At 71.4% G+C, this 25,973-nt stretch carries 28 protein-coding genes; 8 read left to right on the plus strand and 20 right to left on the minus strand.

Translation table 11 applies throughout. The features are described from left to right. The first annotated feature begins 1 nt into the window (after position 1). Positions 2–2,482, plus strand: coding sequence for an ABC transporter permease (locus tag KIS93_RS50815; RefSeq protein WP_080042430.1), 2,481 nt, complete (start codon positions 2–4; stop codon positions 2,480–2,482). A gap of 197 nt (positions 2,483–2,679) precedes the next feature. Here the strand turns inward: KIS93_RS50815 and KIS93_RS50820 are convergent, their stop codons facing one another. The 3 genes from KIS93_RS50820 to KIS93_RS63950 form a co-directional block, all read right to left on the minus strand. After that, a complete protein-coding gene (locus KIS93_RS50820; protein WP_186404891.1) occupies positions 2,680–2,874 on the minus strand; it encodes a hypothetical protein in 195 nt (64 codons plus the stop codon). Positions 2,875–2,944: 70 nt separating this feature from the next. Continuing rightward, positions 2,945–3,841 carry a toxin glutamine deamidase domain-containing protein gene (locus KIS93_RS50825; RefSeq protein ID WP_080042432.1) on the minus strand — a complete coding sequence of 299 codons (897 nt, stop codon included), beginning with the start codon at positions 3,839–3,841 and terminating at the stop codon, positions 2,945–2,947. A 115-nt stretch (positions 3,842–3,956) separates the two neighbouring features. After that, positions 3,957–5,048 carry a molybdopterin-dependent oxidoreductase gene (locus tag KIS93_RS63950; RefSeq protein WP_418113105.1) on the minus strand — a complete coding sequence of 364 codons (1,092 nt, stop codon included), beginning with the start codon at positions 5,046–5,048 and terminating at the stop codon, positions 3,957–3,959. A 669-nt stretch (positions 5,049–5,717) separates the two neighbouring features. Between KIS93_RS63950 and KIS93_RS63955 the strand changes: the two genes are divergently transcribed. Continuing rightward, positions 5,718–5,984, plus strand: coding sequence for a hypothetical protein (locus KIS93_RS63955; RefSeq protein ID WP_222107929.1), 267 nt, complete (start codon positions 5,718–5,720; stop codon positions 5,982–5,984). Between the two features lie 59 nt (positions 5,985–6,043). Here the strand turns inward: KIS93_RS63955 and rdgB are convergent, their stop codons facing one another. Continuing rightward, complete coding sequence (rdgB, locus tag KIS93_RS50835; protein WP_080042434.1) at positions 6,044–6,634, minus strand: RdgB/HAM1 family non-canonical purine NTP pyrophosphatase; 591 nt, start codon at positions 6,632–6,634, stop codon at positions 6,044–6,046. Next, on the minus strand, positions 6,631–7,350 hold the full coding sequence (gene rph / locus KIS93_RS50840) for a ribonuclease PH (RefSeq protein WP_080042435.1): 720 nt from the start codon (positions 7,348–7,350) through the stop codon (positions 6,631–6,633). Before rph ends, rdgB begins: the two co-directional genes overlap by 4 nt. Before the next feature lie 68 nt (positions 7,351–7,418). On the opposite strand from rph, the gene KIS93_RS50845 reads away from it, so the two are divergent. After that, positions 7,419–8,657 carry an MFS transporter gene (locus tag KIS93_RS50845; RefSeq protein WP_230465540.1) on the plus strand — a complete coding sequence of 413 codons (1,239 nt, stop codon included), beginning with the start codon at positions 7,419–7,421 and terminating at the stop codon, positions 8,655–8,657. A 7-nt stretch (positions 8,658–8,664) separates the two neighbouring features. Here the strand turns inward: KIS93_RS50845 and KIS93_RS50850 are convergent, their stop codons facing one another. The 3 genes from KIS93_RS50850 to KIS93_RS50860 form a co-directional block, all read right to left on the minus strand. Further along, on the minus strand, positions 8,665–9,417 hold the full coding sequence (locus KIS93_RS50850; protein ID WP_080042437.1) for an MBL fold metallo-hydrolase: 753 nt from the start codon (positions 9,415–9,417) through the stop codon (positions 8,665–8,667). Further along, complete coding sequence (murI, locus tag KIS93_RS50855) at positions 9,414–10,238, minus strand: glutamate racemase (RefSeq protein ID WP_080042438.1); 825 nt, start codon at positions 10,236–10,238, stop codon at positions 9,414–9,416. The genes KIS93_RS50850 and murI overlap by 4 nt, the downstream gene beginning before the upstream one ends. Before the next feature lie 140 nt (positions 10,239–10,378). Continuing rightward, complete coding sequence (locus KIS93_RS50860; protein ID WP_080042439.1) at positions 10,379–11,170, minus strand: thioesterase family protein; 792 nt, start codon at positions 11,168–11,170, stop codon at positions 10,379–10,381. A 102-nt stretch (positions 11,171–11,272) separates the two neighbouring features. Here KIS93_RS50860 and KIS93_RS50865 point away from each other — a divergent pair, with 102 nt between their 5' ends. Together KIS93_RS50865 and KIS93_RS50870 are read left to right on the plus strand one after the other, a co-directional pair. Continuing rightward, positions 11,273–11,599, plus strand: a complete 327-nt coding sequence (locus KIS93_RS50865; RefSeq protein WP_155128456.1) for a hypothetical protein — start codon at positions 11,273–11,275, stop codon at positions 11,597–11,599. An 85-nt stretch (positions 11,600–11,684) separates the two neighbouring features. Then, on the plus strand, positions 11,685–13,634 hold the full coding sequence (locus KIS93_RS50870) for a DUF3352 domain-containing protein (RefSeq protein ID WP_080042441.1): 1,950 nt from the start codon (positions 11,685–11,687) through the stop codon (positions 13,632–13,634). A gap of 57 nt (positions 13,635–13,691) precedes the next feature. Here KIS93_RS50870 and KIS93_RS50875 read toward each other — a convergent pair whose 3' ends face one another. The 5 genes from KIS93_RS50875 to clpS form a co-directional block, all read right to left on the minus strand. Then, a complete protein-coding gene (locus KIS93_RS50875; protein ID WP_080042442.1) occupies positions 13,692–14,639 on the minus strand; it encodes a PLP-dependent cysteine synthase family protein in 948 nt (315 codons plus the stop codon). 1 nt (position 14,640) lies between these two features. Continuing rightward, positions 14,641–14,913: a MoaD/ThiS family protein gene (locus KIS93_RS50880; RefSeq protein ID WP_080042443.1), complete on the minus strand. Its 273-nt coding sequence runs from the start codon at positions 14,911–14,913 to the stop codon at positions 14,641–14,643. Between the two features lie 141 nt (positions 14,914–15,054). Next, positions 15,055–15,456 (minus strand): M67 family metallopeptidase, encoded by a 402-nt coding sequence (locus tag KIS93_RS50885; RefSeq protein WP_080042444.1) that lies wholly within the window; start codon positions 15,454–15,456, stop codon positions 15,055–15,057. A gap of 9 nt (positions 15,457–15,465) precedes the next feature. Next, entirely contained in the window at positions 15,466–15,990 is a 525-nt protein-coding gene (locus KIS93_RS50890) for a DUF2017 domain-containing protein (RefSeq protein ID WP_186404893.1), read from the minus strand. A 40-nt stretch (positions 15,991–16,030) separates the two neighbouring features. After that, entirely contained in the window at positions 16,031–16,324 is a 294-nt protein-coding gene (clpS, locus tag KIS93_RS50895; RefSeq protein WP_080042446.1) for an ATP-dependent Clp protease adapter ClpS, read from the minus strand. A 46-nt stretch (positions 16,325–16,370) separates the two neighbouring features. On the opposite strand from clpS, the gene KIS93_RS50900 reads away from it, so the two are divergent. The 3 genes from KIS93_RS50900 to KIS93_RS50910 all read left to right on the plus strand — a co-directional run bounded on the left by KIS93_RS50900 (position 16,371) and on the right by KIS93_RS50910 (position 18,987). Next, complete coding sequence (locus tag KIS93_RS50900) at positions 16,371–17,654, plus strand: nicotinate phosphoribosyltransferase (protein WP_186404894.1); 1,284 nt, start codon at positions 16,371–16,373, stop codon at positions 17,652–17,654. A 15-nt stretch (positions 17,655–17,669) separates the two neighbouring features. Next, positions 17,670–18,239 (plus strand): nicotinamidase, encoded by a 570-nt coding sequence (locus KIS93_RS50905; RefSeq protein ID WP_080042448.1) that lies wholly within the window; start codon positions 17,670–17,672, stop codon positions 18,237–18,239. Positions 18,240–18,378: 139 nt separating this feature from the next. Continuing rightward, positions 18,379–18,987, plus strand: a complete 609-nt coding sequence (locus KIS93_RS50910) for a hypothetical protein (RefSeq protein ID WP_080042449.1) — start codon at positions 18,379–18,381, stop codon at positions 18,985–18,987. Between the two features lie 28 nt (positions 18,988–19,015). Here the strand turns inward: KIS93_RS50910 and KIS93_RS50915 are convergent, their stop codons facing one another. The 7 genes from KIS93_RS50915 to KIS93_RS50945 form a co-directional block, all read right to left on the minus strand. Further along, positions 19,016–19,393 (minus strand): STAS domain-containing protein, encoded by a 378-nt coding sequence (locus KIS93_RS50915; protein WP_080042450.1) that lies wholly within the window; start codon positions 19,391–19,393, stop codon positions 19,016–19,018. A 183-nt stretch (positions 19,394–19,576) separates the two neighbouring features. Continuing rightward, positions 19,577–19,801 carry a hypothetical protein gene (locus tag KIS93_RS50920; protein WP_080042451.1) on the minus strand — a complete coding sequence of 75 codons (225 nt, stop codon included), beginning with the start codon at positions 19,799–19,801 and terminating at the stop codon, positions 19,577–19,579. A gap of 173 nt (positions 19,802–19,974) precedes the next feature. Further along, positions 19,975–21,726: a DEAD/DEAH box helicase gene (locus KIS93_RS50925; protein WP_186404895.1), complete on the minus strand. Its 1,752-nt coding sequence runs from the start codon at positions 21,724–21,726 to the stop codon at positions 19,975–19,977. 124 nt (positions 21,727–21,850) lie between these two features. Next, on the minus strand, positions 21,851–23,068 hold the full coding sequence (locus tag KIS93_RS50930; RefSeq protein WP_155128458.1) for a hypothetical protein: 1,218 nt from the start codon (positions 23,066–23,068) through the stop codon (positions 21,851–21,853). Positions 23,069–23,150: 82 nt separating this feature from the next. Next, positions 23,151–24,536 carry an MFS transporter gene (locus KIS93_RS50935; protein WP_080042453.1) on the minus strand — a complete coding sequence of 462 codons (1,386 nt, stop codon included), beginning with the start codon at positions 24,534–24,536 and terminating at the stop codon, positions 23,151–23,153. A 27-nt stretch (positions 24,537–24,563) separates the two neighbouring features. Beyond that, positions 24,564–25,559 (minus strand): zinc metalloprotease, encoded by a 996-nt coding sequence (locus KIS93_RS50940; protein WP_080042454.1) that lies wholly within the window; start codon positions 25,557–25,559, stop codon positions 24,564–24,566. Between the two features lie 77 nt (positions 25,560–25,636). Then, positions 25,637–25,894, minus strand: a complete 258-nt coding sequence (locus KIS93_RS50945) for a DUF3039 domain-containing protein (RefSeq protein WP_080042455.1) — start codon at positions 25,892–25,894, stop codon at positions 25,637–25,639. Between the last annotated feature and the right edge of the window lie 79 nt (positions 25,895–25,973).

The following is a 25,973-nucleotide window of genomic DNA, read 5'->3' on the forward strand; positions in this document are numbered from 1 at the left end:
GGTGCTGAGGACCGCGCTGGCCGGGCTGCGCGCGCACCGGCTCAGGCTGTTGCTCACATCACTGGCGATCATGCTGGGGGTGGGGTTCATCGCGGGCACGTTCGTGCTGAACGACACCGTGCAGGCCGGTTTCGCCCAGCGGGTCACGGCCGACGCGGGCAAGGTGGGCGTGGCCGTGCTGCCCGCCAAGGCGGAGGGGACGATTCCGCGTGAGGTGCTGGAGCGCGTCCGCGCGCTGCCGGGCGTGACCGACGCCCAGGGCCTGATCAGGGCGAGCGCGCCCGTCCTCGGCAAGGACGGCAAGGCCGCCGGCAACCTGCCCACCACGGCCCTGTCCATCGTCCGGGGCCCGCTCGACCGTACCGACGTCGTCTCCGGCACCGGCCCCGGCACCGACGACGGAGCCGCCGTCCTCGACGAGAACACCGCCAAGGCCCAGGGCTTCAGGATCGGCGACACGATCACGGTGCTCGACCCCGGGCAGGGGCGCCACTCGTTCCGGCTGGTCGGCCTGATCGACACCGGCGTGGACCAGATGCTCGCCTACACCGGCGCGGTCGGCTTCACGCCGGCCGTCGCGCAGCGCATGACGGGCGCGAAGGGGTTCGCGGAGATCGACGTGGCCGGCACGGTCACGAAGCAGGCCGTCGCGGCGGCCACCGGCGGCTCCTACAAGGTCAAGACGGGCGCCGAGCTGGCCGACGACCTGGCGAGGGCCGCCGGTGTCGAGACGAAGATGTTCACGCTGGGGCTGCTGATGTTCGGCGTCGTGGCGATGATGGTGGCCGCGCTGGTCATCTACAACACCTTCAACATCCTCGTCGCGCAGCGCACGCGCGAGATGGCGCTGCTGCGCTGCATCGGGGCGACGCGGGGGCAGGTGTTCGGCTCGATCGTGCTGGAGTCGGCCGCCGTGGGCCTGCTGGCGTCCGTGCTGGGCCTGCTCATCGGGTACGGCCTGGCGGCGCTCACGCTGACCGTGCTCGCCGCGTTCGACGCCCCGCTGCCCACGGACGCGGGGGTCTCGCTCACCCCGGTCACGATCGGGATCGGGCTGGCCGTGGGGCTGGCCGTCACGGTGTGCGCGGCGCTGCTGCCGGCCCGTTCCGCCACCCGCGTGCCGCCGATCGCGGCGCTGCGCAGCCAGCCGGAGGAGCGGACGTTCCGCGCCGGCCTGGTGCGGGCGGGCTTCGCGGCGCTGTTCCTGGTCGCGGGTCTCGGCACGACGGGCGCCGGCGTGTTCGTGCTGGAGCCTGGGGAGGCGTCGCTGTTCGTGGTCATGGCCGGGGGCGCGCTGACCTTCCTGGCGGTGCTCATCCTGGGGCCGGTGCTGGTGCGGCCGCTGAGCGCGGTGGTGGGCTGGGTCCCGAGGCGGCTGTTCGGCGTGCCGGGCCGGCTGGCGGTGGACAACTCCGGACGCAACCCGAGGCGGGCCGCCACCACGACGGTCGCGCTGACGATCGGCGTGACGCTGATGACGCTGATCACGGTGGTCACCGCGTCCACCCGGCTGACGATGACGGTCAAGCTGGACGAGCAGTTCCCCGTGGACTACCTGCTGGCCGGCCAGGAGCGCGACTCCGTCATCCCCAGGTCCGTGGCCGAGGAGCTGCGCGGCCGGCCCGAGCTGGCCTCCGTGGCGCAGATCCGCGAGGTCGAGGCCACGGTGGCGGGCAAGCGCGCCGACGTGGGGACGTACAGCGGCGGGATCGAGCCGTACGTCACCGCCGGCTCCATGAAGGCGTTCGGGGCGGGCCAGGTGGCGCTGGACGACGTGACGGCCGAGCGGCTCGGCGCCCGCCTGGGCGACACGGTGACGATGCGGACCAGGCACGCGGGCACCGTCGCGCTGAAGGTGGTGGCGCTGCTCGACGGGAACCAGTCGTCGCTGCCGCCGGTGACGGTCGCGGAGCAGGCGTTCGAGTCGTACTTCGGCGCGGTGCCCGACTCCCGCGTCATGGTCACCATCGCGGACGGCGTGCCGCCGGAGCGGGCCCGCGCGGTCGTGGACGCCGCCGCCGCGCCGTACCCGACCGTGCAGGTCAGCAGCTCGACGGAGGTACGCGGGCAGTTCGACGAGACCCTCGACATGATGCTCATGATCATTACCGGGTTGCTCGGGCTGGCGATCCTGATCTCGTTGCTCGGCATCGCGAACACGCTCTCGCTCTCCGTCCACGAACGGACCAGGGAGTCCGCCCTGCTGCGGGCCCTCGGGCTCACCCGGCCGCAGCTGCGGCGCATGTTGTCCGTCGAGGCGCTGATCCTCGGGCTCATCGGGGCGCTGGTGGGGGTCGTGCTCGGTGTGGTGTTCGGGTGGGCGGCGATGCGGGCGATGGTGGACGGGGCGCTCTTCACGGCGCCGGTCGCGCAGATCGTGCTGTTCGTGGTGCTGTCGGGGGTGGCGGGCGTGCTCGCGGCGGTGCTGCCCGCCCGGCGGGCCGCGCGGGCCTCGATCGTGGGGTCGCTCGCCACGGGCTGATCCCGGACGAAGATCGTGGGGTCGCTCGCTACGCGGCGATCCCGGACGAACGACCCGAAGCCGAATAAATCCGAAATACCCGGATAGAGGGAACGTGCGGGTCGGGCGTCTTATGGGGGCGGCGCCCGGCCCACCCTCACGGGGGTCAGGCCCCTCCCCCATGCTCCACCCGGGGCCGGCCTTCCCCCGCGCGAACGTCAGCGGGGGGTGCGGCCCGGCCAGAGCTCGGCCACCGTCTCCGGATCCAGCAACGGCCTGGCCACCACCTCACCCGTGAACCGGTCGATCACCACGCACCCGCCCCCCACCGTCTCCGGCAGCCGGGCCGGATCGTCCGGCTCCAGATCGCGCACCCACGCCACGTACCCGCCGTCGAACCCGAACACCCCCACCGGCAGCGACTCCCCGGCGACCGCACCCCGTTGTAGTACTCCTCGGCCAGCGCCCTGGCCTCCTCCAGGTTCATCGCGGCCGCCCCCGGCGATCGAGTATCACGCAGAACACCCCGGTCACCGTCCGGTACGGCGGCTCCACCGACAAGTGGCCCCGCTGGGCGTCGATCCAGATGACCTCGCCCTCGAAGTTGACCGCGTTCCAGGCGTGCGAGCCGCCGCCCGGCCAGCGCACCACGATGACGGCCGCCGCGCCGTGCCCGGCGTCGAGCAGCCGCCGCGCGATCAACGGGTAGGCGTGCCGGCCCTGACCGGCGTACTGCAGGCGGTGCCCGGCCCACTCCTCGATCCTGGCCACGCTCCCCTGCTCGCCGGTCAGCACCGGGCGGCCGATCCGGTCGTACTCGGGCAGCCTCGGCGCGGCCGTCGCGGGCTCGCCGTGCCAGGTGGACAGCACCGCCAGCGCGCAGTCGGCGGCGTTCGACGAACGGAACGGATCGTCCGCGGGCCCGCCGCCGTTGACCAGCCGCACCCACGTGCCGCGCGGATCCGGGAAACGGGCGCCGGGCCGCAACGCCTCGGCGAGGTCCCGCTCCACCTGCGGGTCCGGCTGCGCGAGCCCGCCCGGCACGCCGTACGGACGGCTGTCGGCCAGCCTCGGCGGCCGGCCCGGCCCGTCGAACCAGTCGGGCTCCACGGCGGGAACGACCTCCGGCCCCGAGCCGCCGTCCCACACCAGGCCACCCAGCTCACCCGCGCCCCACCTCCGGCCGCCCTGCCCACCACCCGGCCCATCACTGAGCCCATCACCGGGCCCATCACCAGGCTCACCGGTGGGCCCGTCAACGGGCCGGGCCGGGTCGGCGGCCAGCTCGTAGTCGAGCCACCGCACACCATCGGCCACCACGGGGTTGTACTGCCCATCCTGAAGGGCCCACCGGACACTCGGCTTGCGCTCGCGGAACACGGCCTGCCTCCTGTCATGCTCGACGACCGATCGTAGAGGCGGCACCGTGTCAAGGGGGCGAACTCGGCGGAGAATCTCCAACCCCGCCACCTGCGAAAACACCCCAAATCAGGGCTCAGGCCACCGATACGGTGACCGAGTGCCAGCCGGTCGCCCCGTCGGGCGCTGGCGCCGCCCGCCGGTCCGTCTGGGTACGCCCGGCGGCGTCGGTGGCCCGCACCTCGATCGTGTGCCGGCCAGGAGTGGCGGCCCAGTCGATCGCCCACTGGCGCCACGTGTCCGGGCCGGGCACCTCGGCCAGCCGCGCCTGACGCCACTGCCCGCCGTCCACCCGCACCTCCACCGCGTCCACCCCGGTGTGCTGCGCCCACGCCACCCCGGCGATCGTCGTGTCGCCCGCCTTCAGCGAGCCGCCGTCCTTCGGCACGTCGATGCGCGACTGCGTCTTGATCGGGCCCTTCGCCGACCAGCCGCGCGGCGTCCAGTACGCCTCGTCCCGGTCGAACCTCGTCACCTTGATGTCCACGACCCACTTGGTGGCCGAGACGTACCCGTACAGGCCCGGCACCACCTGCCGCACCGGGAAGCCGTGATCGACGGGCAGCGCCTCACCGTTCATCGCGACCGCGAACAACGCGTCCCGGCCGTCCATCACCACGTCCACCGGAGTACCGCAGGTGAAGCCGTCGGCCGAGGTGGACAGCAGCATGTCCGCGTCCGCCCGCAACCCGGCCCGGCGCAGCACGTCGGCCATCCGCGCGCCCAGCCAGCGGGCGTTACCGATGTACGGGCCGCCCACCTCGTTGGACACGCAGGTCAGCGTCACATCCGCCTCGGTCAGCGGCAGCTTCAGCAGGTCGGCGTACGTGAGCTCGACGGGACGATCCACCATGCCGTGGATGCGCAGCGTCCAGTCGGCCGGATCCACCTGGGGGACGACGAGGGCGGTGTCCACGCGGTAGAAGTCCCTGTTCGGCGTGACGAACGGCGACAGGCCCCCGATCCGCAGGTCCGCACCGGCGGGAACGGCCTTCGCGGGCACCGCCGGCCGGGGCAACGCCACCCCGACCCTTGCCGCGTCCACGGCTTGCCGCCCGCCGAGCTGCCGCCCCAGCACCACCCCCACCCCGGCCACCACCACTCCCCCGGCCACCCCGGTCAGCAACCGCCGCCGATCGAACCCGGCCGCTCCACCCCCTGCCCGCATCACCACCGGCCGCTCAGCCTCCCCCTGCGGGGACGCGCCGTGGACAGCCTGACCGCCGCTCGCCACAGAGCCGTCAGAAGGAGCCACGCGAGCCGCAGCACCCCGAAGCTCATCCTCCCGGAACGGGCCGTCACCGACCGCACGTGCAGCGTCCCGGGACGCAGCGGCACGCGGCCCGGAGGCAGCAGCCTGGGACGCATCCGCGTGCGGCGCATCGGCAGCGGCCTGGGGCGCGTTGGCGCGAGGCGCCGCAGCGCGAGGCCCTCCGTCGCGAGGCGCGCGTGCAACGTCGCGCGGCGCACCGGCGCCGAATGCACCTGCGGCATCCTGAGGCGCAGCGTCATCGGGCGCGGCCGTGCCCGATGCGCCTGCAGCAGCGCGGGACGCATCGGCGCGAGGCGCGGAGGCAGCGGCCTGCGGCGCGTCGGCAGCGGCCTTCGGCGCAGTGGCGTGGGGCGCGGTGGCACTGGGCGCAGCGGCGCCAGGCGCGGTGCGTGTGGCAGAGGTGGTGAGGCCGCGGTGGAGGAGCCGGCGCAGCGCCCAAGCTCCCACCGCCACCCCCACCAGCGTCGGCACCACGTCCAGGGGCGCGGCGTCCGGGCGGGTGAGGACGGCGGTCACGCCGATGGCGCCGATCACGGCGAACCCCGCGTAGCCCCAGGCGGGGCGGTGGCGGGAGAGGGTGCCGAGGAGGGCGGCCAGGGCGGCGAGGACCACGAGGACGCCGCCCAGCAGCACGGCCTTGTCGTTCGAGCCGAACGCCCTGATGGCGAAGTCCTTGACGGGCAAGGGCGTCAGGTCGACGGCCGCGTCGCCGACAGCGACGACGGGGAACGTCGTGGGCCCGATGATCCCGGCGACGAGCTGGGCGACGCCGAGGGCGACGGCTCCGGAGACGAGCCCGACGAGGGCCCCCGCCCACGCGGGGACCGGTGAGTTGCTCTGCACAGGATCGACGGTACGTCCCCCTGGGCCGGGCAATTCTTACGCGGGGGTTACGACGCGAGCAGGTCTCGTACGATAGGCGCCAACGCGCGGAAGGCGCGGCCGCGGTGGCTGATGGCGTCCTTCTCCTCGGGCGTCAGCTCGGCCGTGGTGCGGCTCTCGCCTTCGGGGACGAAGATGGGGTCGTAGCCGAACCCGCCGGACCCGCGTGGCGTGCGGACGAGGCCGCCGGGCAGCGTGCCCTCGACGACCCGGGACTCCCCGGACGGCAGGGCCAGCGCGGCGGCGCAGGCGAAGTACGCGGTGAGCTTGTCGGAGGGCACGTCGGAGACCTGGGCGAGCAGCAGCTCCAGGTTGGCGCGGTCGTCGCCGTGGCGGCCGGCCCAGCGGGCGGAGAAGACGCCGGGCATGCCGTTGAGGACGTCGACGCAGAGCCCGGAGTCGTCGGCCACGGCGGGCAGGCCGGAGCCCTGGGCGACGGCGTGCGCCTTGATCAGCGCGTTCTCCTCGAAGGTGACGCCGGTCTCGGCGATCTCGCCGATGGCAGGGAACTCTTCGAGCCCGACGATGTCGAAGCCGGTGAGGATGCGGCGCAGCTCCGCGATCTTGCCCGCGTTGCAGGTGGCCAGCACGATCTTCATGACTCCAGGGCCTCCTGCTGGATGAGCGTCAGCTCCTCGCAGCCGGCCACGGCGAGGTCGAGGAGCCGGTCGAGCACCGCGCGGTCGAACGGCGCGCCCTCGGCGGTGCCCTGCACCTCGACGAACGTGCCGTCGCCGGTCATGACGACGTTCATGTCGGTCTCGGCGGCGACGTCTTCGGTGTAGCAGAGGTCGAGCATGGGGACGGAGCCGACGACGCCGACGGAGACGGCGGAGACGGAGCCGATCAGCGGGTCGCCGGGGCACATGCGGCGCTCGCGCATCCAGGCGACGGCGTCGGCCAGCGCGACGTAGGCGCCGGTGATGGCGGCCGTGCGGGTGCCGCCGTCGGCCTGCAGCACGTCGCAGTCGAGCAGAATGGAGTTTTCGCCCAACGCTTTGTAATCGACGCAGGCGCGCAGCGAACGGCCGATCAACCGGGAAATCTCGTGGGTGCGCCCGCCGATTTTGCCGCGGACCGATTCCCGATCGTTACGGGTATTGGTCGCGCGGGGCAACATGGCGTATTCGGCCGTGACCCAGCCCTGCCCGCTGCCTCTGCGCCAGCGGGGCACGCTGTCCTGCACGGATGCGGCGCACAGCACGCGGGTGCCACCGAATTCGACCAGCACGGACCCCTCGGCGTGCGCCAGCCAGCGCCTGGTGATGGTGATCGGGCGCAGCTGGTCGGGGTTGCGGCCATCCTGTCGGGACATGCAGATCACCCTATCTCCGGGGCGCGACACTCTTGACCAAATGTGTCCGCCACATGGATCCTTACGCAATGACAACGGGGGTGTTGCGAAACCCTGACTTCCTCCGGTTCCTCAGTTCGCATGTGGCGAACGAACTCGGGGCGAATATCTCACGCGTGGCCCTTCCCCTGGTGGCCGTGCTGGTGTTGCACGCCGGGCCCGCGGAAGTGGGGGTGCTGTCGTCGCTGCAGACGGCGGCGTTCTTGGTGATCGGCCTGCCCACGGGGGTGTGGGTCGACCGGATGCGCAAGCGCCGGGTGATGATGGCGTCCGACCTGGTGAAGTTCGTGGCGCTGGGGAGCATCCCGGTGGCGGCCGCGCTCGACGTGCTGACCATCGAGATCATGTTCGGGGTGGCGGTGGTGGCGGGGGTGTCGCAGGTCTTCAACGACGTCGCCGACCAGACGTACCTGCCGAACCTGGTCAGCACCACGCAGCTCAGCGACGGCAACGCGAAGCTGGAGGTGGTGCGGTCGGGGGCGTTCCTGGCGGGCCCGGGTGTGGGGGGCGCGCTGGTGCAGCTGCTCGGCGCGCCGCGCACGATCGTGGCGACCGCGATCGGCGCGCTGGCGTCGGTGGTGCTGCTGCTGTCGATCAAGGTGCCGGACAAACCGCCCGCCGACGTCGAGCGCGGCCCGCTGTTACGCGGCATCCGCGAGGGCCTGGTGTACGTGTGGCGCGACCGGCTGTTACGTGGCTTCATGGCGTCGTCGGCGATCAACAACCTGTGCGTGAGCGGGGTGCTGGGCCTGTCGGTGCTGTTCCTGGCCGAGACCGTCAAGCTGGCGCCGGGGGCGATCGGCCTGCTGCTCATGTCGGGCGGCATCGGCGGCGTGCTGGGCGGGCTGAGCGGCGCCTGGTTGTCGAGGAGGCTGGGCAGCGCCCGGGCGACGTGGACGGCCATCCTGGTCGGCGCCCCGGCCGGCCTGCTCCTGCCGATGACGCAGGCCGACTGGCGGGTGGCGTGCTTCGCGGCCACGTCCATCATGATCTCGTGGGCCGCGGCCATGTCGAACGTCGGCCAGACCACCTACCGCCAGACCGTCACCCCCGACCACCTGCTGGGCCGGGTCAACGCGTCGGTGCGCTTCGTGACGTGGGGGGTGATGCCGCTGGGCGCGCTGATCGGCGGCCTGGTGGCGCAGCAGATCGGGGTGCGGGAGTCGTTGTGGCTGCTGATGCTCGCGCGGGTGACGGCGTTCGTGCCGCTGGCGTTCTCGCCGCTGCCGCGCGTCCGCGACTTCACCGAGCTGCAGGCCAACACGTGAACGCCCGTCAGGTGAGGTCGTAGACGGCGCCGCTGCGCGCCAGCTCCACCGGCCCCGAGTAGCCGCCGTCCAAGGCTTCTTCCAGGACGGTGGCCTGGTCGTTCCACGGCACGAGGTGGGTCAGCACGAGCTTGCCCACGTCGGCCTTGGCGGCGTGCTCGGCCGCCTGGCGGCCGGTCAGGTGCAGGCCGGGCGGCAGGTCGGGGCCCTCGACGAACGACGCCTCGCACAGCAGCAGGTCGGTGCCGGCGGCCAGCTTGACCAGCTCGTTCGACTCGCCGGTGTCGCCGGAGTAGGCCACGCTCGCGGAGCCGTTGGCGACGCGGAACCCGTAGGCCTCGACGGGGTGGTTGACCAGGCCGGCGGTGAGGGTGAACGGCCCGATCTCGTACGAGCCGGGTGTGAGCGCGACGAAGTCGAACGCGGTCTCCAGCCCCGGCTCCTCGGGCATGCCGTAGGCGGCGGCCAGCCGGGCGGGCGCGCCGGCGGGCGCGTAGACGGGCAGGGCGGGGTACGGCGCCGCGGGCCCGTAGGTGCGGGCCACGTGGTAGCCGCAGATGTCGAGGCAGTGGTCGGCGTGCAGGTGCGATAGGCAGATGGCGTCCACGTCGTACAGGCCGATGTGGCGTTGGAGCGCGCCCAGCGACCCGCTGCCGAGGTCGAGCAGCAGCCTGAACCCGTCGGCTTCGAGAAGGTAGCAGGACGCGGGGCTGTCGGGGCCGGGGTAGCTCCCGGAGCAGCCGACGATGGTCACCTTCATGTGGGCCTCCCGTTATAGGTAGTACCCCCCACTGGTGCGACTTCGACCACATCGATCTCCGGGCCCAGGAAGCGTCGCCCGAGCCGGGCGAAGAGCAGGGAGTCGCCGGTGGCGCGGAAGCGGTGCCGGGGGGTGGCCTCGCTTCCCGCCGCCAGACCGCGGTCGTGCAGGATCCGGTAGACGTCCTTGGCCGTCTCGTCGGCGCTGGAGATCAGCGTCACCCCTTCGCCGGCGACGTAGGAGATGGCGCCGGTGAGCAGCGGGTAGTGGGTGCAGCCGAGGATGAGCGTGTCGCACCCGGCGGCCCTGATGGGCTCCAGGTACTCGCGCACGGCCTCGATGACCTCGTCGCTCATCGTCTCGCCGCGCTCGACGTAGTCGACCAGGCGTGGGGCGGCCACGCCGGTGAGCTGGACGTCGGGCGCCGCCGTGAAGGCGTCGTGGTAGGCCATGGAGTCGATGGTGGCCCTGGTGGCGATCACGCCGACCTTGCCGTTGCGGGTGGCGCGGACGGCGCGCCGGGTGGCCGGCATGATCACTTCGACGACGGGCACGTCGTACCGCTCGCGGGCGTCGCGCAGCACGGCGGAGCTGGCGCTGTTGCACGCGATCACGAGCATCTTGACGTCCTGCTCGACCAGGTGGTCCATGACCTCCAGCGCGTACGCGCGCAGCTGCGCGAGGCTTTTGGGCCCGTACGGCTGGTGGGCCGTGTCGGCCACGTAGGTGATGGATTCGTGAGGGAGCTGGTCGATGATCGCGCGTGCGACCGTCAGGCCGCCGACCCCGCTGTCGAAGATCCCAATACTCGCGTCCGGCACGCTCTAGAGGGTAGGCGACCTGCACGATCAACACTGCGTAAGAATGCTCACACTGTGCCGCGTGTGGCGGAAAATGATGTTGCCTTGCTCACAGCGGACCCGCGGAAGGCACCCGGAACGCGCTCATAAAGCGCGAAATTTCACCCTCTTCCGACCCGGGCGAGCTGGCGCGACTGGGCGACGAGCCGCCCGGTCGAGTCGCGCACCTCCACCTCCTCGTCGAACCAGCCGTCGGCGACCAGCCGGCCGCTGCCGAGCAGCGTCAGCCACCCGGGCGCGGGCAGCGCGCGCAGGTGCCAGGTGAGGTCCACGGTGGGCGCCCAGCCGCGCCCGCCGGCGGAGAACACGACGGGCGGCAGCGCGTCCACGGCCAGCGCCAGCACGTACGGGTCGGGGTCCTGCGGCTCGGCCATCCTGAAGTACGCCCGCGACTCCGGCCGGCCGGTGGGCTCGCCCTTGAGCCAGCCGATCGTGGGCGGGTCGAAGAGCAGGTCCATCTGGGCGTTCAAGGTCATGCCGGACTCGGGCTTCGGGTCGGGCAGCTTGGCGCAGTCCTCGATCGGGGGCATGGCGTGCGCGGGCGCGCCACTGTAGACGGGCTCGACGTCGGCAAGTGTGGCCGTCGTGATCAGCCCCTCGATCTTCGCCACGCCGTCCTGCACCAGCGTCGCCCTGGCGAACGCGGCCGTCCGGCCCGCCTTCAGCGGCTCGATCCTGACCTGCGCGGGCCCGGGGACCGGCGCCTTCAGGAACTGCGCCGTCTGACTCACGGGGTGCTCGAACGGCGAGGCGTCCACCGCCGCGCGCAGGATCACGGCCATGAGGTAGCCGCCGTTGAGCGGGCCGCCGATCGCGTATCCGGGGTCGAGACACACGTCGTAGGTGTTCTCGTCGACCCTGATCGCCTGCGTGGCCTCGTCGAACTTGGTCATCCGCCCTGCCTCATATCTGGAACTATGTTCTAGACACTCTAGAGCATTCTTCCCTCAGCGCGCCTACCTGCGAAAACGTGATTCGGCTGACAACGTTTGATCATGGCAAGTGTCACCGAACTCATCGGACAGTCCGTTTGGGACTCCAACGGGGTGTGGGTCGGTTTCGTGGTGGACATCCGGGTCGTCAGGCACAGGGGCGAGCTCCAGCAGAGCCACACGGTCTACGGCCTGGTCGTCTCCAGCCGCCGCGCCCCGCTCCTGCTCGGCCTCACCCGTGATCGTCAGGGCCGATCGGCCTGGTTCTCCCGCACGCTGGCGCGCCTGGTCTACGCCGGCTGCACGTTCGTGCCCTGGGAGAACGTCACCGACTACGGGGACGGCGAGGTGCACATCGGTGTCCTGAGAAAAGAGCTGAACCGGGTCTAATTCCAACTTCAGCACATTGCAAGCGCTCGTCTAGCAACATCAGCTACTTTCTCTGTGGTCAAAAGTCCACATTGTGAGTTGAGTGATGTCTGCGAACAATCCCCCCTATGGCCAGGATCCTGACCGGACCACGGCGTACAACTGGAACCAGGGGCAGCAGCCGGAGCAGCAGCCGACGGCTCAGTATCCGGGCCCGCCCTACCCGCCGCAGCAGCCGTACCAGCAGCAGCAGTACGGCCAGCCGCAGTACGACGCTCAAGGTCAGGGTGCCTACGGCCAGCAGGCGTCCTACGGCCAGCAGCCCCCCTACGGCCCCCAGCAGGGCCAGCCGCAGTACGGCCAGCAGCAGCCCTCCTACGGCGGCGCGCCCCAGTACGGCGGCCAGCAGCCCCAGCAGGGCTGGCAGCAGGACCAGGGCGGCTGGCAGCAGCAGCAACCGCAGCAGGGCTGGCAGGAGCAGGCCGGCTGGCAACAGCAGCAGCAGGCACACCAGCAGCAGGGCGGCTGGCAGCAGGAGCAGGGCTGGCAGCAGCAGGCCCAGTACGAGCAGGGCGGCTGGCAGCACCAGGGCCCCGAGGGCTTCGGCCAGCCGGAGCCGGCGAAGAAGGGCCGCAAGGGCTGGGTGATCGCCATCGCGGCGGCACTCGCCGTGGTCCTGCTCGGCGGCGGCGCCGTCTGGGCCGTGGGCACCTTCGGCGGCGGCGGCACGCAGCCGAACGACGTGCTGCCCGCGAACTCGATCGCCTACGCCCGCCTCGACCTGGACCCGGCCGCGAACCAGAAGCTGGCGCTGTTCCAGCTCGCCAGGAAGTTCACGGTCACCAAGAACTCCTTCTCCGGCGAGGACCCGCGCAAGGCGCTGTTCGACCTGATCAACGAGCAGGACGCCGACAGCAAGCTCGACTTCGCCAAGGACGTGGACCCGTGGCTGGGCAGCCGGGTCGGCTTCGCCGCCGTCCCCTCCGGCAAGGAGCAGCCCGACTTCGCGGTGGCCGTGCAGGTCAAGGACCAGGAGGCGGCCAAGGCCGGCATCGCCAAGCTCATGGACGGCGACAAGTACGGCCTCGCCTTCCGCGAGGACTACGCGCTGCTCAGCTCGACGCAGGCGCTGGCCGACAAGTACGCCACGACCGAGGGCAGCCTCTCGGACAACGCCGAGTTCAGCGAGGACATGGGCGCGGTCGGCGAGCAGGGCGTGCTGTCGTTCTGGGCCGACATGGGCGGCCTGATGGACCTGGCCAAGAAGACGATCCCGGCCGAGCAGCAGGCGGCGGTCGACCAGGTGAAGGACGCCCGGTTCGCGGGCGCGCTGCGCTTCGACAGCGCCTACGTGGAGCTGGCCGGCATCGTGCGCGGCGCCAAGGGCATGACCCCGCAGGGCGACCTGCCGAAGGCCAACCTCGGCACCCTGCCCGCCTCCACGGCCGGCGCGCTGTCGATCTCGGGCCTCGACCAGGTCGTCACCAAGCAGTGGGCCGAGATCGAGAAGCAGGCCACGGCGGCCGGCAGCACCGAGATCAGCCAGATGCTGCAGCAGGCCAAGACCCAGTTCGGCCTGGAGCTGCCCGGTGACCTGGCCACCGTCTTCGGCAAGAACTTCACGATCGCCGTGGACGGCGAGGGCCTGGACAGCGACCAGATCAAGGGCGGCGTGCGGGTCATGACCGACCCGGCCAAGGCGCAGGCCGTCATCGACAAGGTGCAGGCGGCGCTGACCCAGCAGGGCGCGACGGCCCCGCAGATCGCCAAGGTCTCCGGTGACGGCGTCTTCACGGTGGCGACGACCGACGAGTACGCCAAGAAGCTGGCCGCGGAGGGCACGCTGGGCGACTCGGAGACGTTCCAGACCGCGATCCCCAACGCGGCCGACGTGAACTACGCGCTGTTCGTGGACCTGGACAAGGTGGAGAAGCTCTACCTCGCCTCCATGGACGGCGACGACAAGGCCAACCTCCAGGTGCTGCGCGCGGTGGGACTGAGCGGCACGCAGACCGACACCGAGGCGACGTTCTCGCTGCGGCTGCTGTTCAACTAGACGAGCTACGACGAAAGGGCGGCCGGTCGACGAGGACCGGCCGCCCTTCGCTCGTTCTCAGGCCCAGAGCTGGCCTTCCAGCCGCTCTTCCGCCTCCTCCAGGGTGCCCTCGTAGGCGCCCGTGGACAGGTACTTCCAGCCGCCGTCGGCCACGACGAACACGACGTCGGCCCGCTCGCCCGCCTTGACGGCCTTCCTGGCCACGCCCAGCGCGGCGTGCAGCGCGGCCCCGGTCGAGACGCCGGCGAAGATGCCCTCGGAGGCCAGCAGCTCGCGGGTGCGGCGCAGCGCGTCGGCCGAGCCCACCGAGAAGCGGGTGGTCAGCACCGACTCGTCGTAGAGCTCGGGGATGAACCCCTCGTCGACGTTGCGCAGCCCGTAGACCAGCTCGCCGTACCGCGGCTCGGCCGCCACGATCTGGACGCCGGGCACCCGCTCGCGCAGGAACCGCCCGACCCCCATGAGCGTGCCGGTCGTGCCGAGCCCGGCCACGAAGTGGGTGACCGTGGGCAGGTCGTCGAGGATCTCGGGACCGGTGGTCTCGTAGTGGGCGCGCCAGTTGGCCGGGTTGCCGTACTGGTAGAGCATCACCCAGTCGGGGTGCTCGGCGGCCAGCCCCTTGGCCACCCGCACGGCCTCGTTGGAGCCGCCCGCGGCGGGCGAGGAGATGATCTCCGCGCCCCACATGCGCAGGAGCTGGCGGCGCTCCTCAGAGGTGTTCTCCGGCATCACGCAGATCAGCTTGTAGCCCTTGAGCTTGGCCGACATGGCCAGCGAGATGCCGGTGTTGCCGCTGGTCGGCTCGAGGATCGTGCAGCCCGGCGTGAGCAGGCCGTCCTTCTCCGCCTCCTGGATCATCCAGAGGGCCGGGCGGTCCTTGATCGAGCCGGTCGGGTTGCGGTCTTCCAGCTTGGCCCAGATCCGCACGTCGGCGGAGGGGGACAGCCTCGGCAACCCGACCAGGGGCGTGCGGCCGACCGAGTCGATCAGTGAGTCGAAACGCATGTCACCCGCCGGCGACTGCGGGAAGCACGGTCACCGTGTCGCCGTCGGACACCGGCGTGCCGAGGCCGCCGAGGAAGCGCACGTCCTCGTCGTTGAGGTAGACGTTGACGAAGCGGCGCAGGCTGCCGTCGTCGACGAGGCGCTCCTTGATGCCGGGGTGACGGGACTCAAGGTTGGCGATCAGCTCTTCGAGCGTCGCGCCCTCGGCGTTCACGGCCTTGGCGCCGTCGGTGTAGTTACGCAGGATGGTCGGAATGCGAACCTCGATGGCCATCTCGGTCAGTCTCCTCAGGTCAGGTCGTCGTCCCATCGGCATGCAACACCGATGGCTGGATGCGGATTCCGAGTCAGCGACAGTCGTAGACGACGACAGCAGGAGTGTGGGCGAAGAGGAAGCTCTGCACCGGCCTGACCATCATGGGAGAAACCTTACCTCTTCCTCCGTGACGACACCGTCGAGGATGCGGTAGGAGCGGAACTCCACCTCGTGCTCGTCCCTGGTGGAGACCAGCACGTAGTGGGCGCCGGGCTCGGAGGCGTAGGAGATGTCGGTGCGCGACGGGTACGCCTCGGTGGCCGTGTGGGAGTGGTAGATGACGACCGGCTCCTCGTCGCGGTCGTCCATCTCCCGCCACACCCGGAGCTGCTCCAGCGAGTCGAAGCGGTAGAAGGTGGGGGAACGCTCGGCGTTCTCCATCGGGATGAAGCGCTCGGGCACGCCGTCCTTGCCCGCGATGACGCCGCACGCCTCGTCGGGGTGATCGGCCCGGGCGTGCGCGACGATCTTGTCAACCAGTTCCTGCGAGATCGACAGCATGCCCGGAAGTTACCAGAGCGCCCGGAGCAGGCTGTCCTGGAGGTAGGTCAGCCAGTCGTAGGTCACGTAGGCCGGGTAACGGGGGTCGTCCTCCGACATCACGGCGATCTCGTCGTGCACCTCTTCGGTCACGTCGAGCTTGGTGCCGAGCGTCAGGCGCAGGTCGTTGAGCGCGCGCAGCCACGCCTGCGCCTGCTCGGCCGTCAGCTCGAAGCGGCCCGAGCGGGCGGTCTCGTGCACGGTCTGCGCGTCGGCCCGCTTGCCGTCGCGCAGCGTCGCCTCGGTGTAGCGGCGGAACTCCACCGACTCCTTCTCGTCCTCGTAGGCCGACGGGAACAGCCTGGCCAGCACCGGGTCGGACGGCGCCGTGCCGTCGCCGATGCCGAGGGCCCGCTCCAGCGGGTCGTCGCTGGTGCGCCCCGGCGAGACGATGCCGAGCATCATGGAGACGAGCGAGCGCAGCAGCGAGACCTCCGGGGCCTCGAACTCCGCCACGACGCCGCCGTTCTTCCCCCGCGAGAACCCCGAACTCACCGGTGCCGCCTCACTGACCTGCTCGTAGATCTCATACGACTCACTTGACCGAGTCCGGCTGGACCGTCGCCCACAGGCCGTAGGAGTGGAGAATCTGCACATCCCTTTCCATCTCCTCGCGCGTGCCACTGGACACGACAGCCTTGCCCTTGTGGTGCACGTCCAGCATCAGTTTCTCGGCCTTCTCCCGGGTGTAGCCGAAGACCGTTTGGAAGACATAGGTCACGTAGGACATGAGGTTGACGGGGTCGTTCCAGACGATGGTCACCCATGGCAGATCGGGCCGGACGTCCGATGACGGACGCTCGACGGCGATTGGAGAGGTGCTACCCACATCCCCGAGTCTGCCCTATCTGGGCCGTAGTCTTCGAGTCGTGACAATGACCATGAGCACTGCGTTGCTCACAGATCACTATGAGCTGACGATGCTGCAGGCCGCTCTGCGGAGCGGCGCTGCCCACAGACGGGCGGTCTTCGAGGTGTTCGCCCGCCACCTGCCGGGAGGCCGCCGTTACGGGGTTGTCGCCGGAACGGGACGTGTCCTCGACGAGCTCGAACGCTTCCGTTTCGGTGACGATGAACTCACCTACCTGCGCGAGCGCGGGGTCGTGGACGAGGAGACTCTGGCGTTTCTGGCCGATTACCGCTTCTCCGGGAACATCTACGGCTATCGCGAGGGCGACCTCTATTTCCCCGCCTCCCCGATCATGGTGGTGGAGGGGACGTTCGCCGAGGCCGTGCTGCTGGAGACCGTCACCCTGTCGATCCTCAACCACGACTGCGCGATCGCCTCCGCCGCCTCCCGCATGACCAACGCCGCCTGCGGGCGGCCGCTCATCGAGATGGGCTCGCGCCGCACCCACGAGGCCGCCGCGGTGGCCGCCGCCAGGGCCGCCTACATCGCCGGGTTCGCCTCCACCTCCAACCTGATGGCCGGACGCCTGTACGGGGTGCCCACGGCCGGTACGGCGGCGCACGCGTTCACCCTGCTGCACGACTCGGAGCGGGCCGCGTTCGAGGCCCAGATCGCCTCGCTGGGCCCGGAGACCACGCTGCTGGTCGACACCTACGACGTGCCCGCCGCCGTGCGCACGGCCGTCGAGCTGGCCGGCGACAAGCTCGGCGCGGTCCGCATCGACTCGGGCGACCTGGCCGCCGCGGCACAGGAGGTGCGCGAGCAGCTCGACGCGCTCGGCGCCTTCGACACCCGCATCCTCGTCACCTCCGACCTCGACGAGTACGCCATCGCCGCGCTCGCCGCCGCCCCCGTCGACGGTTACGGCGTCGGCACCTCCCTGGTGACCGGCTCGGGCGTGCCGACGGCGGCCCTTGTCTACAAGCTGGTGGCGCGGGAGACGGCCACGGGCAAGCTGGAGGCGGTGGCCAAGCGCTCGGTGGGCAAGCCGTCGCGCGGGGGCCGCAAGGAGGCGTACCGGCTGCTCGACGAGCACGGCCACGCCGAGACCGAGCTGATCACCACCGGTGACCACTCCCCCGAGGGCGGCATCCCCCTGCTGCACGAGCTGGTGCGCGACGGCGAGGTCGTCGGCCGCGAGCCCCTGACCGCCGCGCGCGAGCGGCACGCCGCCGCCGTCGCCACCCTCCCCCAGGAGGCCCTCCACCTCGGACGCGGGTACGCGGCGATCCCCACCGAATTCGCCTGACGTATCGTGCTGCCTATGAGCACCGCGTTGATCATCGTCGATGTGCAGAACGACTTCTGCGAAGGTGGCAGCCTGGCCGTGGCCGGGGGCTCCGAGGTGGCGGCGGCGATCACACGCCACTTGGCCGATCACGGCTACGACCACGTCGTGGCCAGCCGCGACTACCACATCTCCCCCGGCACCCACTTCTCCGAGCCCCCCGACTACGTCACCACCTGGCCCGCCCACTGCGTGGCCGGCACGCCCGGCGCCGACTTCCATCCGTCGTTCGACGTCTCCGCGGTGGAGGAGGTCTTCAGCAAGGGGGCGTACGAGGCGGCCTACAGCGGCTTCGAGGGCACGTCGGGTGACGGGGTGCCGCTGGCCGACTGGCTCAGGGAGCGCGAGGTGCGCGAGGTCGACGTGGTGGGCATCGCCACCGACCACTGCGTGCGCGCCACCGCCCTCGACGCGGTCAAGCTGGGGCTGGCGGTGCGGGTGCTGCTGGACCTGACCGCCGGTGTGACGCCGGCGACCACGAAGGCGGCGATCGCGGAGCTGCACAAGGCGGGCGTGGTGCTGCGGGGGGCGCCCGCCCTCGGCTGAAAGCCCGCCCGCGAGGGCGATCACGAAACGTATGCGCTGTGCAACGCTGCGGTCATGTGATATCGAAGAGGACGAACCCACTCCGGATTCGGAGTACCACGGAGAGTGACAACTCTTTCATCTCGTGGGAGGTCCCTCGATGCTGCCCATCTCCCTGGGCATGGCATGGCTCCTGCTCGGCCCCCTCTGCCTGTGGCTGCTCGTCAAAGGGAGCAACCCCGAGCGGGCGGGCGCGGTCGCGACGCTGGCCCTGCTGGAGGCGGGGACGATCGCGATGAGCGTGCTCCCGCACCCCGCCGTCCCCGCCACCCGCCCGGCCGCCGCGCACACCCTGCGGGCGCCGCCCGCCCGCTCCGCCGCCCCCAGGCCGCGCTCCGGCTCCACCCCCAAGCAGGCCGGGCCGCACTCCCGCTCCGCCACCCCGATGCCGGGCTCCTGTGACGAGCGCGCGCAGGTGCCCCGGCTCGCCCGCGAGCAGCCCGGCGGGTCGCTCCTGCTGAGCTGGCCGGCCACGCCGCACGAGTGCGACCGCGCCGTGGTGGCCCTGCGCACCCGCGACAGGAAGCTGCTCATCTGGCTGCGGACGACCCGGCACGCCGCACGTCAGCAGACCCGGCCGGGCGTGCTCACGCTGCCCGTCCACGTCAGGAGCGGCACGGCGTCGCTGACGGTCCCGTTACACGGCAAGACCCGCTACACCGCGACCGACGGCCGCAGCGGTCACCGCATCCCGCGATCGGCGGCCTGAAACGACCTGAAACGGCCTGAAGGGAGGGTCAGGGCGGCGCGACGGCCATCCGCAGCGCGTCGTCGAACACGGGGAAGACCTCGAACGCGTGCCGCAACCCGGTGATCGACAACACCCGGGCCATCACCCCCTGCACCCCTCCGAGCAGCAGCCTCGTGCCTCTCGCCTCGCACCGGTGCATGATGTCGATGAGTTCGTTCATCCCCATGGAGTCGCAGAACGAGACTTCGCCGAGATCCAGGATCAGGAACGATTTGGCGGGCAGCTCCCAGATGCGCTGCAGGTGCTCCCTGAGGGTGGGCAGCGCATTGACGTCGAGCTCGCCTTCGAGCCTGATGATGATGGCGTTTCGAGAGAGGCCGGAAGTGACGCTGAGCGTCGACTTTCGGGTGGCCTCAGACGACATGGGCAAAGTCCTTCTGCATATCCGCAAGACAGCCAAGAGTGGTTGTTGCCGCTCCCGTCGAGCTTCTAACAGAAGGCCACTGCTCTGTGGCCAAATGCGCAGAGTCACGCTTCGTGACCATCGGACCGGCGCCCGTCCCGTACCCTTTGACCTGCGAAGACGCGCTTTATCGCGCCTTCGCCGTCATACCGCCCGATAGGTGATCAGGTACGCGAGGGTAAGGACGGCGAGGACCCCGAGCAGGACGCTCGTGCCGCCGATGACCATGATGGCGTGCGACTGGCGGAACACCTTGCGCATCGCGGCCACCGTCAGCCCGATCAACGCGGTCAGGATGACGAGGGACACCTGCCTGGGCTCGAAGGCCGTGAAGATCCCCGCCACGAATGCGAGGGACAGCGCCTGCATTTTCTTCCTTCCTCCCACCGGGCCGCGCCGAATTGCCCCGATTCGACGAATCGGGCGGGCGCGTTTTCACCCGAAGAAAACCGAATGAGCGCCTCTCTACCCTCATTCGGTGAACCCAGGCGAAGCCGGTGCGCAGGAAATCCTTTTCGTTGGCTCCTCTGTAGTCTTCCTGCTCAGCGCCGCTGAGTGGCCCAGCGGCGGATCATCGCGATGCGCTCCTGGATCTGCTCCACGGTGGCCTGCGCGATCGGCGGGCCGCCGCACGCCCGCCGCAGCTCGGAGTGGATCACCCCGTGCGGCTGGCCCGTGCGATGGTTCCACGCGCCGACCAGGCCGTTGAGCTCGCGCCGCAGCTCGGCGATCTGCTCGTGCGGCGCCAGCTCCTGCTTGGGCGCCTCGACCTGCTGCTTGCGCTTGGCCGCCTGCTGCTCCGACTGCCGCTTGCGCAGCAACTGGGCCACCTGGTCGGGCTCCAGCAGGCCCGGCAGGCCGATGAAGTCCTCTTCCTCGGCCGAGCCGATCTCGGCGCCGGTGCCGAACTCGCCGCCGTCGAACAGCACCCGGTCGAACGTGGCCGAGGTCTCCATCGTCTCGAACGGCAGCTCGTCGCCCAGGACGTCGGGGTTGTCCTGCTTGCGGTTGGCCTGCTCCAGCAGCGAGTCGTCGAGGCCGTCCTCGGGAGGCCGCTTGTTGAGCACGTGGTCGCGCTCGACCTCCATCTCGTTGGCCAGGCCCATGAGCGTGGGCACCGAGGGGAGGAAGACCGAGGCGGTCTCGCCGCGCTTGCGCGCCCGCACGAAACGGCCCACGGCCTGGGCGAAGAAGAGCGGGGTCGAGGTGGAGGTGGCGTAGACCCCGACGCACAGGCGCGGGATGTCGACGCCTTCCGAGACCATGCGCACGGCCACCAGCCAGCGGTCTTCCGACGCCGCGAACGCCTTGATCTTCTTCGACGCGCCCGGGTCGTCGGACAGGACCACCGTGGCGCCCTCGCCGGTGATGTTGCGCAGGTGGCGGGCGTAGGCGCGAGCGGTCTCGTGGTCGGTGGCGATGACCAGGCCGCCCGCGTCGGGCACGCCCCTGCGCACCTCGGTCAGCCGCCGGTCGGCGGCCTGCATGACCTGACGGATCCAGTCGCCCTTCGGGTCGAGCGCGGCCCGCCACGCCTGCGAGAGCTGGTCTTTGGTGAGAGGCGTGCCGAGCGTGGCGGCGATCTCGTCGCCGGCCCGCGTACGCCACTTCATCTCGCCGGAGTACGCCAGGAAGATGACCGGCCGCACGACGCCGTCGCCGAGCGCCGGGCCGTAGCCGTAGGAGTAGTCGGCGACGCTGCGCTTGAGGCCTTCGGCGTCCTCCTCGTAGGCCACGAACGGGATCGGGTTGTCGTCGGACCGGAACGGCGTGCCCGTGAGCTGCAGGCGGCGCGTGGCCGGCTCGAACGCCTCGCGGATGCCGTCGCCCCACGACTTGGCGTCGCCCGCGTGGTGGATCTCGTCGAAGATGACCAGGGTCTTGCGGTTTTCCGTGCGCGCCCGGTGCAGGGCCGGATGCATCGCGACCTGCGCGTACGTCACCGCCACCCCCGTGTAGTCGCGGGAGGTGGCGCCCTGGCTGTTCTTGAACTCGGGGTCGATCGCGATGCCCACCCGCCCGGCCGCGTCGGCCCACTGGCGCTTGAGGTGCTCGGTGGGCGTCACGATCGTGACCGCCCTGATCACCCCGTTGGCGAGCAGCTCGCTGGCGATGCGCAGGGCGTAGGTCGTCTTGCCCGCGCCCGGCGTCGCCACGGTGAGGAAGTCACGCGGCTCGCGCCTGAAGTAGAGGTCGAACGCCTCCTGCTGCCAGGCGCGCAGCTTGGGGGCGGTGCCCCACGCGGCCCGGTCGGGATAGGAAGGCGATAGGTGGGACGCGGCGAAGGTGCTCACCGCATCACCTCTGGGGTTCGTGTGCTTCGCTCTCTCACAGTGACCCAAGAGTAATCGGGCCCACCGACAAGACGTGCCGTGAGCCGAGGATTCTGGCCAAGGTCTTCCTCACGTGCTATGCGGCTTATCGGAAGCTCGTCATCACCGCGTCGAGCGCCTGCCTGTGCCGGGTTTCCTCAGGTTGGAGCAGCCCCACGAGCAGCACGGGGCGCGACTCGCGGGTGAGCAGCATCACTCTCAGGTACGCCGGGCGGTTCGTCCCGCCCGCGTATTCCGCTCGTAGCGCACGGGTGTGGCCGCCGGGCAGCCGCCGGTCCTCGACCACCGTCACGCGGTCGCCCCTCAGCAGCAGCCTGGAGTACAGGCCCGCCGCCTCCTCCGTGACCTTCCCGGCGTCCTTCACCGGACCCCGCACCGGCCTGGCCATCACGAGGCCGCCGTGCCCGTCCCGTACGACCGAGGTGAACCCCGTGACCGGCGGCACCGCGCCCGCGCTCCAGCCCTGCGGCAGCGTCGCCGCCACCCCGGCCAGCGCGTCGCTCAGGCTCCCCGTGTCCGCCCGCGGCGCGGTGAGCCGCGACGTCGCCGCCGTCGCGCCGGCCGCCAGCCCCGTACCGGCCAGCAGCGCCGCCAGCACGACCAGCACGCGCTGCCACGGCCCCTCCCCGTGCGGGCCTCCCCTGCGCGCCCCCGGGTCCTTGGGAGAGCCGTGCAGGCGGGCGGACGGCGGGAGACTGTCGTCCGCGCTCCCGCTCCTGATGCGCGGGTTCCACGCGGGCTCCTCGAACGCGGGCGCCGGCTCCTCGATCGCCGGCTCCGCCTCCAGGTCGAGCGGATGCGGCCGCCGCCCCGGGACTCCCCACGCGGGGCCTCCGCGCTCCTGCGCTGGCGGCGCCTCCCAGGCCGGGCCTCCGCGCGCCTGGTCGGGCGGCGCCCCTCGGGCGAGATCTCCGCGCGCCTGCTCCTGCGCGGGCGGCGGCTCCCAGGCGACACCTCCGCGTGCCGGTCCCCGCTCGGGCGACAGTTCCCAAGCCGGGCCTCCGCGGGCCGGTCCCCGCTCGGGCGACGATTCCCAAGCCGGGCCTTCGCGGGCCGGTCCCCGCTCGGGCGGCGAGCCCCGGGTGGGGTCGCCGCGGGACTGGTCCTGTCGCCGCCAGGCCGGGTGGTCGGGCTCCCCCGCGTACGGGCGGCCGCGGCGGCCCCAGGCGGGTGGCGGCTCGGCCGGGCGGTCGGCCGCCGCAGGGCCCTCCTCGCCGGGGGACGCGGGCCCCGTGTCCTCCGGAGGACTGCGGCGGTGCCCGGGCCCCTGCCGAGGGGGCCAGACACGGTGATCACCCTCCATGACACCTCCTTGCCCGCTGTCCTATCACTCCCCGCCACGGCGAACAGGAGAACCGTGATCGCTGGGGCGGGAGTGACGGAATTCAGCGGACGCGGCCGGCGAGCAGGACCGCGCTCAGCGAGATGACCGCCATGAGCCCCGAGATGACGAGGAACCCGGTGGCGATCTGAGCGGAGGAGTGCCCGATCACGTTGACCAGCGCGCCCCCGATGCCGATGGACAGCGCCGAGCCGAGCTGGTCGGTGACGGAGAGGGCGGCCGAGTTCGCGCCCTGCTCGTTGACCGGCGACTGCTTCATGGCCGTGACAGTGATCGTGGTGATGCCGTACCCCATGCCGAAGCCCCCGACGACCCACGCGGGCACGGAGATCCACCCGGTCATGCCGGGCACGACGGCGAGCAGGCAGATCAGGATCGCGACGGTGACGCAGCCCGCGCCGAGCCTGATCCTCTTGTACGCCTCCCCGGCCTGCCTGCTCTGCAGGTACGACCCCGCCGACCAGCCGAGCGCGCCGGTCGTCAGCGCGATGCCCGCCGACGCCGTGTCGAAGCCCTTGACGTGCTGCAGCGCCAGCGGGATGTAGGCGTTCACGCCGAAGAAGGCGGCCGAGAAGAAGCCGCGCATGAGGACGGTGGTGGACAGCCCGCGCCGCAGCCGCAGCGCGCCCGGCGGCATCAGCCGGTACAGGCCGTAGACCAGCAGGGCCAGGCCCGCCACGGTCTCCACGCTCGCCGTGCCGGCCGCGACGTGCAGCCGGTCCACGCCGTGCAGCAGCAGCCCCGCCCCGCCGGCCGTGGCGGTGGCGGCCAGCGTCATCTCGACGGGCCGCGACCGCGGGCCGGTGCCGGGCTGCGCCTCGCCCGCCGAGCCCATGCGCAGCGCCGGGACGAGCATCGCGAGGGCGGGGATCACCAGCGGCACGATGCCGTAGAAGACGTACCGCCAGCCCCACTGCTCGCCGACGAACCCGGCCACCGACGGCCCCACCATCGCGGGCACGACCCAGGCGGCCGAGACGGCGGCGAACGCCTTGGGGCGCACCTCCATGGCGTACACGCGGGCGATCATCACGTACAGCGCCACGATGGAGGCGCCGCCGCCCAGCCCCTGCACGGCCCGCGCCACCAGGAACATCTCGGCCGATCCGGCCGCTCCGGCCAGGCCCATGCCGGCCGCGAACAGCACCACGCCCGCCAGGAACGGCAGCGAGTAGCCGCGCCGGTCCGACCAGAGCCCGGCCACGACGTTCATGAACAGGCTGGCGATGAGGAAGGCGGAGAAGCTCAGCCCGTACAGGTCGAGGGCGTCGAGCTCGGTGGCGATGGCGGGCATGACGACACCGACGGACATGCCCTCGAACGCGATCAGCGTCACCACGAGCAGGATGCCTAAGGTGGCCGTGCGGTACTCGGGGCCGAGGATCCCTGCGGGCTTGTGGGGAGTGTCAAGTGCCTTTGGTGCTGTCACCCCGACATCGTAGACGTGGCGGACATGTCAGGCGGCGGGCGTGCTGCGGTAGGCCGCCCACATCTCGTGCATCCGGTCGGCCTGCCCGACCGTGAACTCCCACATGCACCGGTCGTGGGCGTAGTCCATGTAGTTGTGCGCGGGGTCCCGCCCGCCGTCACCCGGGCAGGTGTCCTTGCCCTGCGGGCAGCCCTCCGTCGGGGCGGCCTCGGGCGCGGTGTCGTCGATGCCGTCGCCGGGCGCCTTGCAGCCGTTCTCGAACGTGTGGAACAGGCCCAGCCAGTGGCCGATCTCGTGCACGCCCGTGAAGCCCTTGTTGTAGTCGCTCATCGCCCCGCCGGGCAGGCTGCGCCAGTCGATCACCACGCCGTCCAGCGCCGGGGCGCCCGCGTACCAGTAGGGGTAGCTGGCGAAACCCAGCATCAGCTCGCTGAGCTGGGCGATGTAGAGGTTGAGGGTGCCGGGGCCGCCCGCGTGCAACGCGCTCTTCATGGCGCGCTCGTGGCCGACCGGGTCGGCGAACCAGGAGGGCTGCTCCTTGACCGAGATGCCTTCCAGGCGGAAGCGCACGCCGGTGTCCACGCCGCCGAACTTGCCGCCGTACGCGGAGTTGAGCGCCTCGATCTGGGCCTGGACCGCGCTGTCGGTGACGCGCCGGGCGGGGCCGGGGGAGATGACGTGGACGCGGGTGGGCACGGTGATCTCGCTCGGCGGCGTCACCCCGCTCAGCCGCTCACCCAGCTCGGCCATCACCATGGCGACGTCCTGCGGCTTCGGCGACCGCGGCCCCGGCCGCCCGCCCCTGCCCTCGGGCGCACGCATGGCCGCGGCCGGCGACGCGTGGAGCGCCGACCCGTGAAGCGCCGACGCGTGGGCCGCCGGCGCGTGCGCGGCCAATGCCCGGGCGGGCGGTGGCGGTGTGGTGGCGCAGCCGGGCGCCTGGGCGGCGGCGGGCCGGAGCGGCGGGACGAACCCGGCCGCGAGCAGGCATGCCAACGAGACGGCGGTCGCGCGCCGGGCCATGTGGTCCCCCACTACGGTAAGAGCTGGTCTGGCTACAGACCGTAACTCGACCCGTACGGATTACCGCACAGCAACACTCACTGCTTGTCGTCGCCCTCGCCGCCACCCGGAGGCAGACCTTCGTAGATCTCCTTGCACTCCGGGCAGACCGGGTACTTCTTCGGGTCGCGGCTGGGCACCCAGACCTTGCCGCAGAGAGCGCGGATCGGCGTGCCGGTCACCATGCTCTCGGTGATCTTGTGCTTGTCCGCGTAGTGGGCGAACCGCTCGTGATCGCCGTCGCCGTGCGACGTGCGCGGAGTGGTCTCCTGCTCAGGGAGGATCTTCGTGCTCACCCCATTGAGTTTATGCCCGCCCGCGACCGGCCCCCGCAACGCCGTACGGCCCCCGCCCTGGGCAGAGCGGAGGCCGTAC

This window comes from [Actinomadura] parvosata subsp. kistnae (genome assembly GCF_900323885.1).
GTDB classification, from domain to species: Bacteria; Actinomycetota; Actinomycetes; order Streptosporangiales; family Streptosporangiaceae; genus Nonomuraea; species Nonomuraea composti.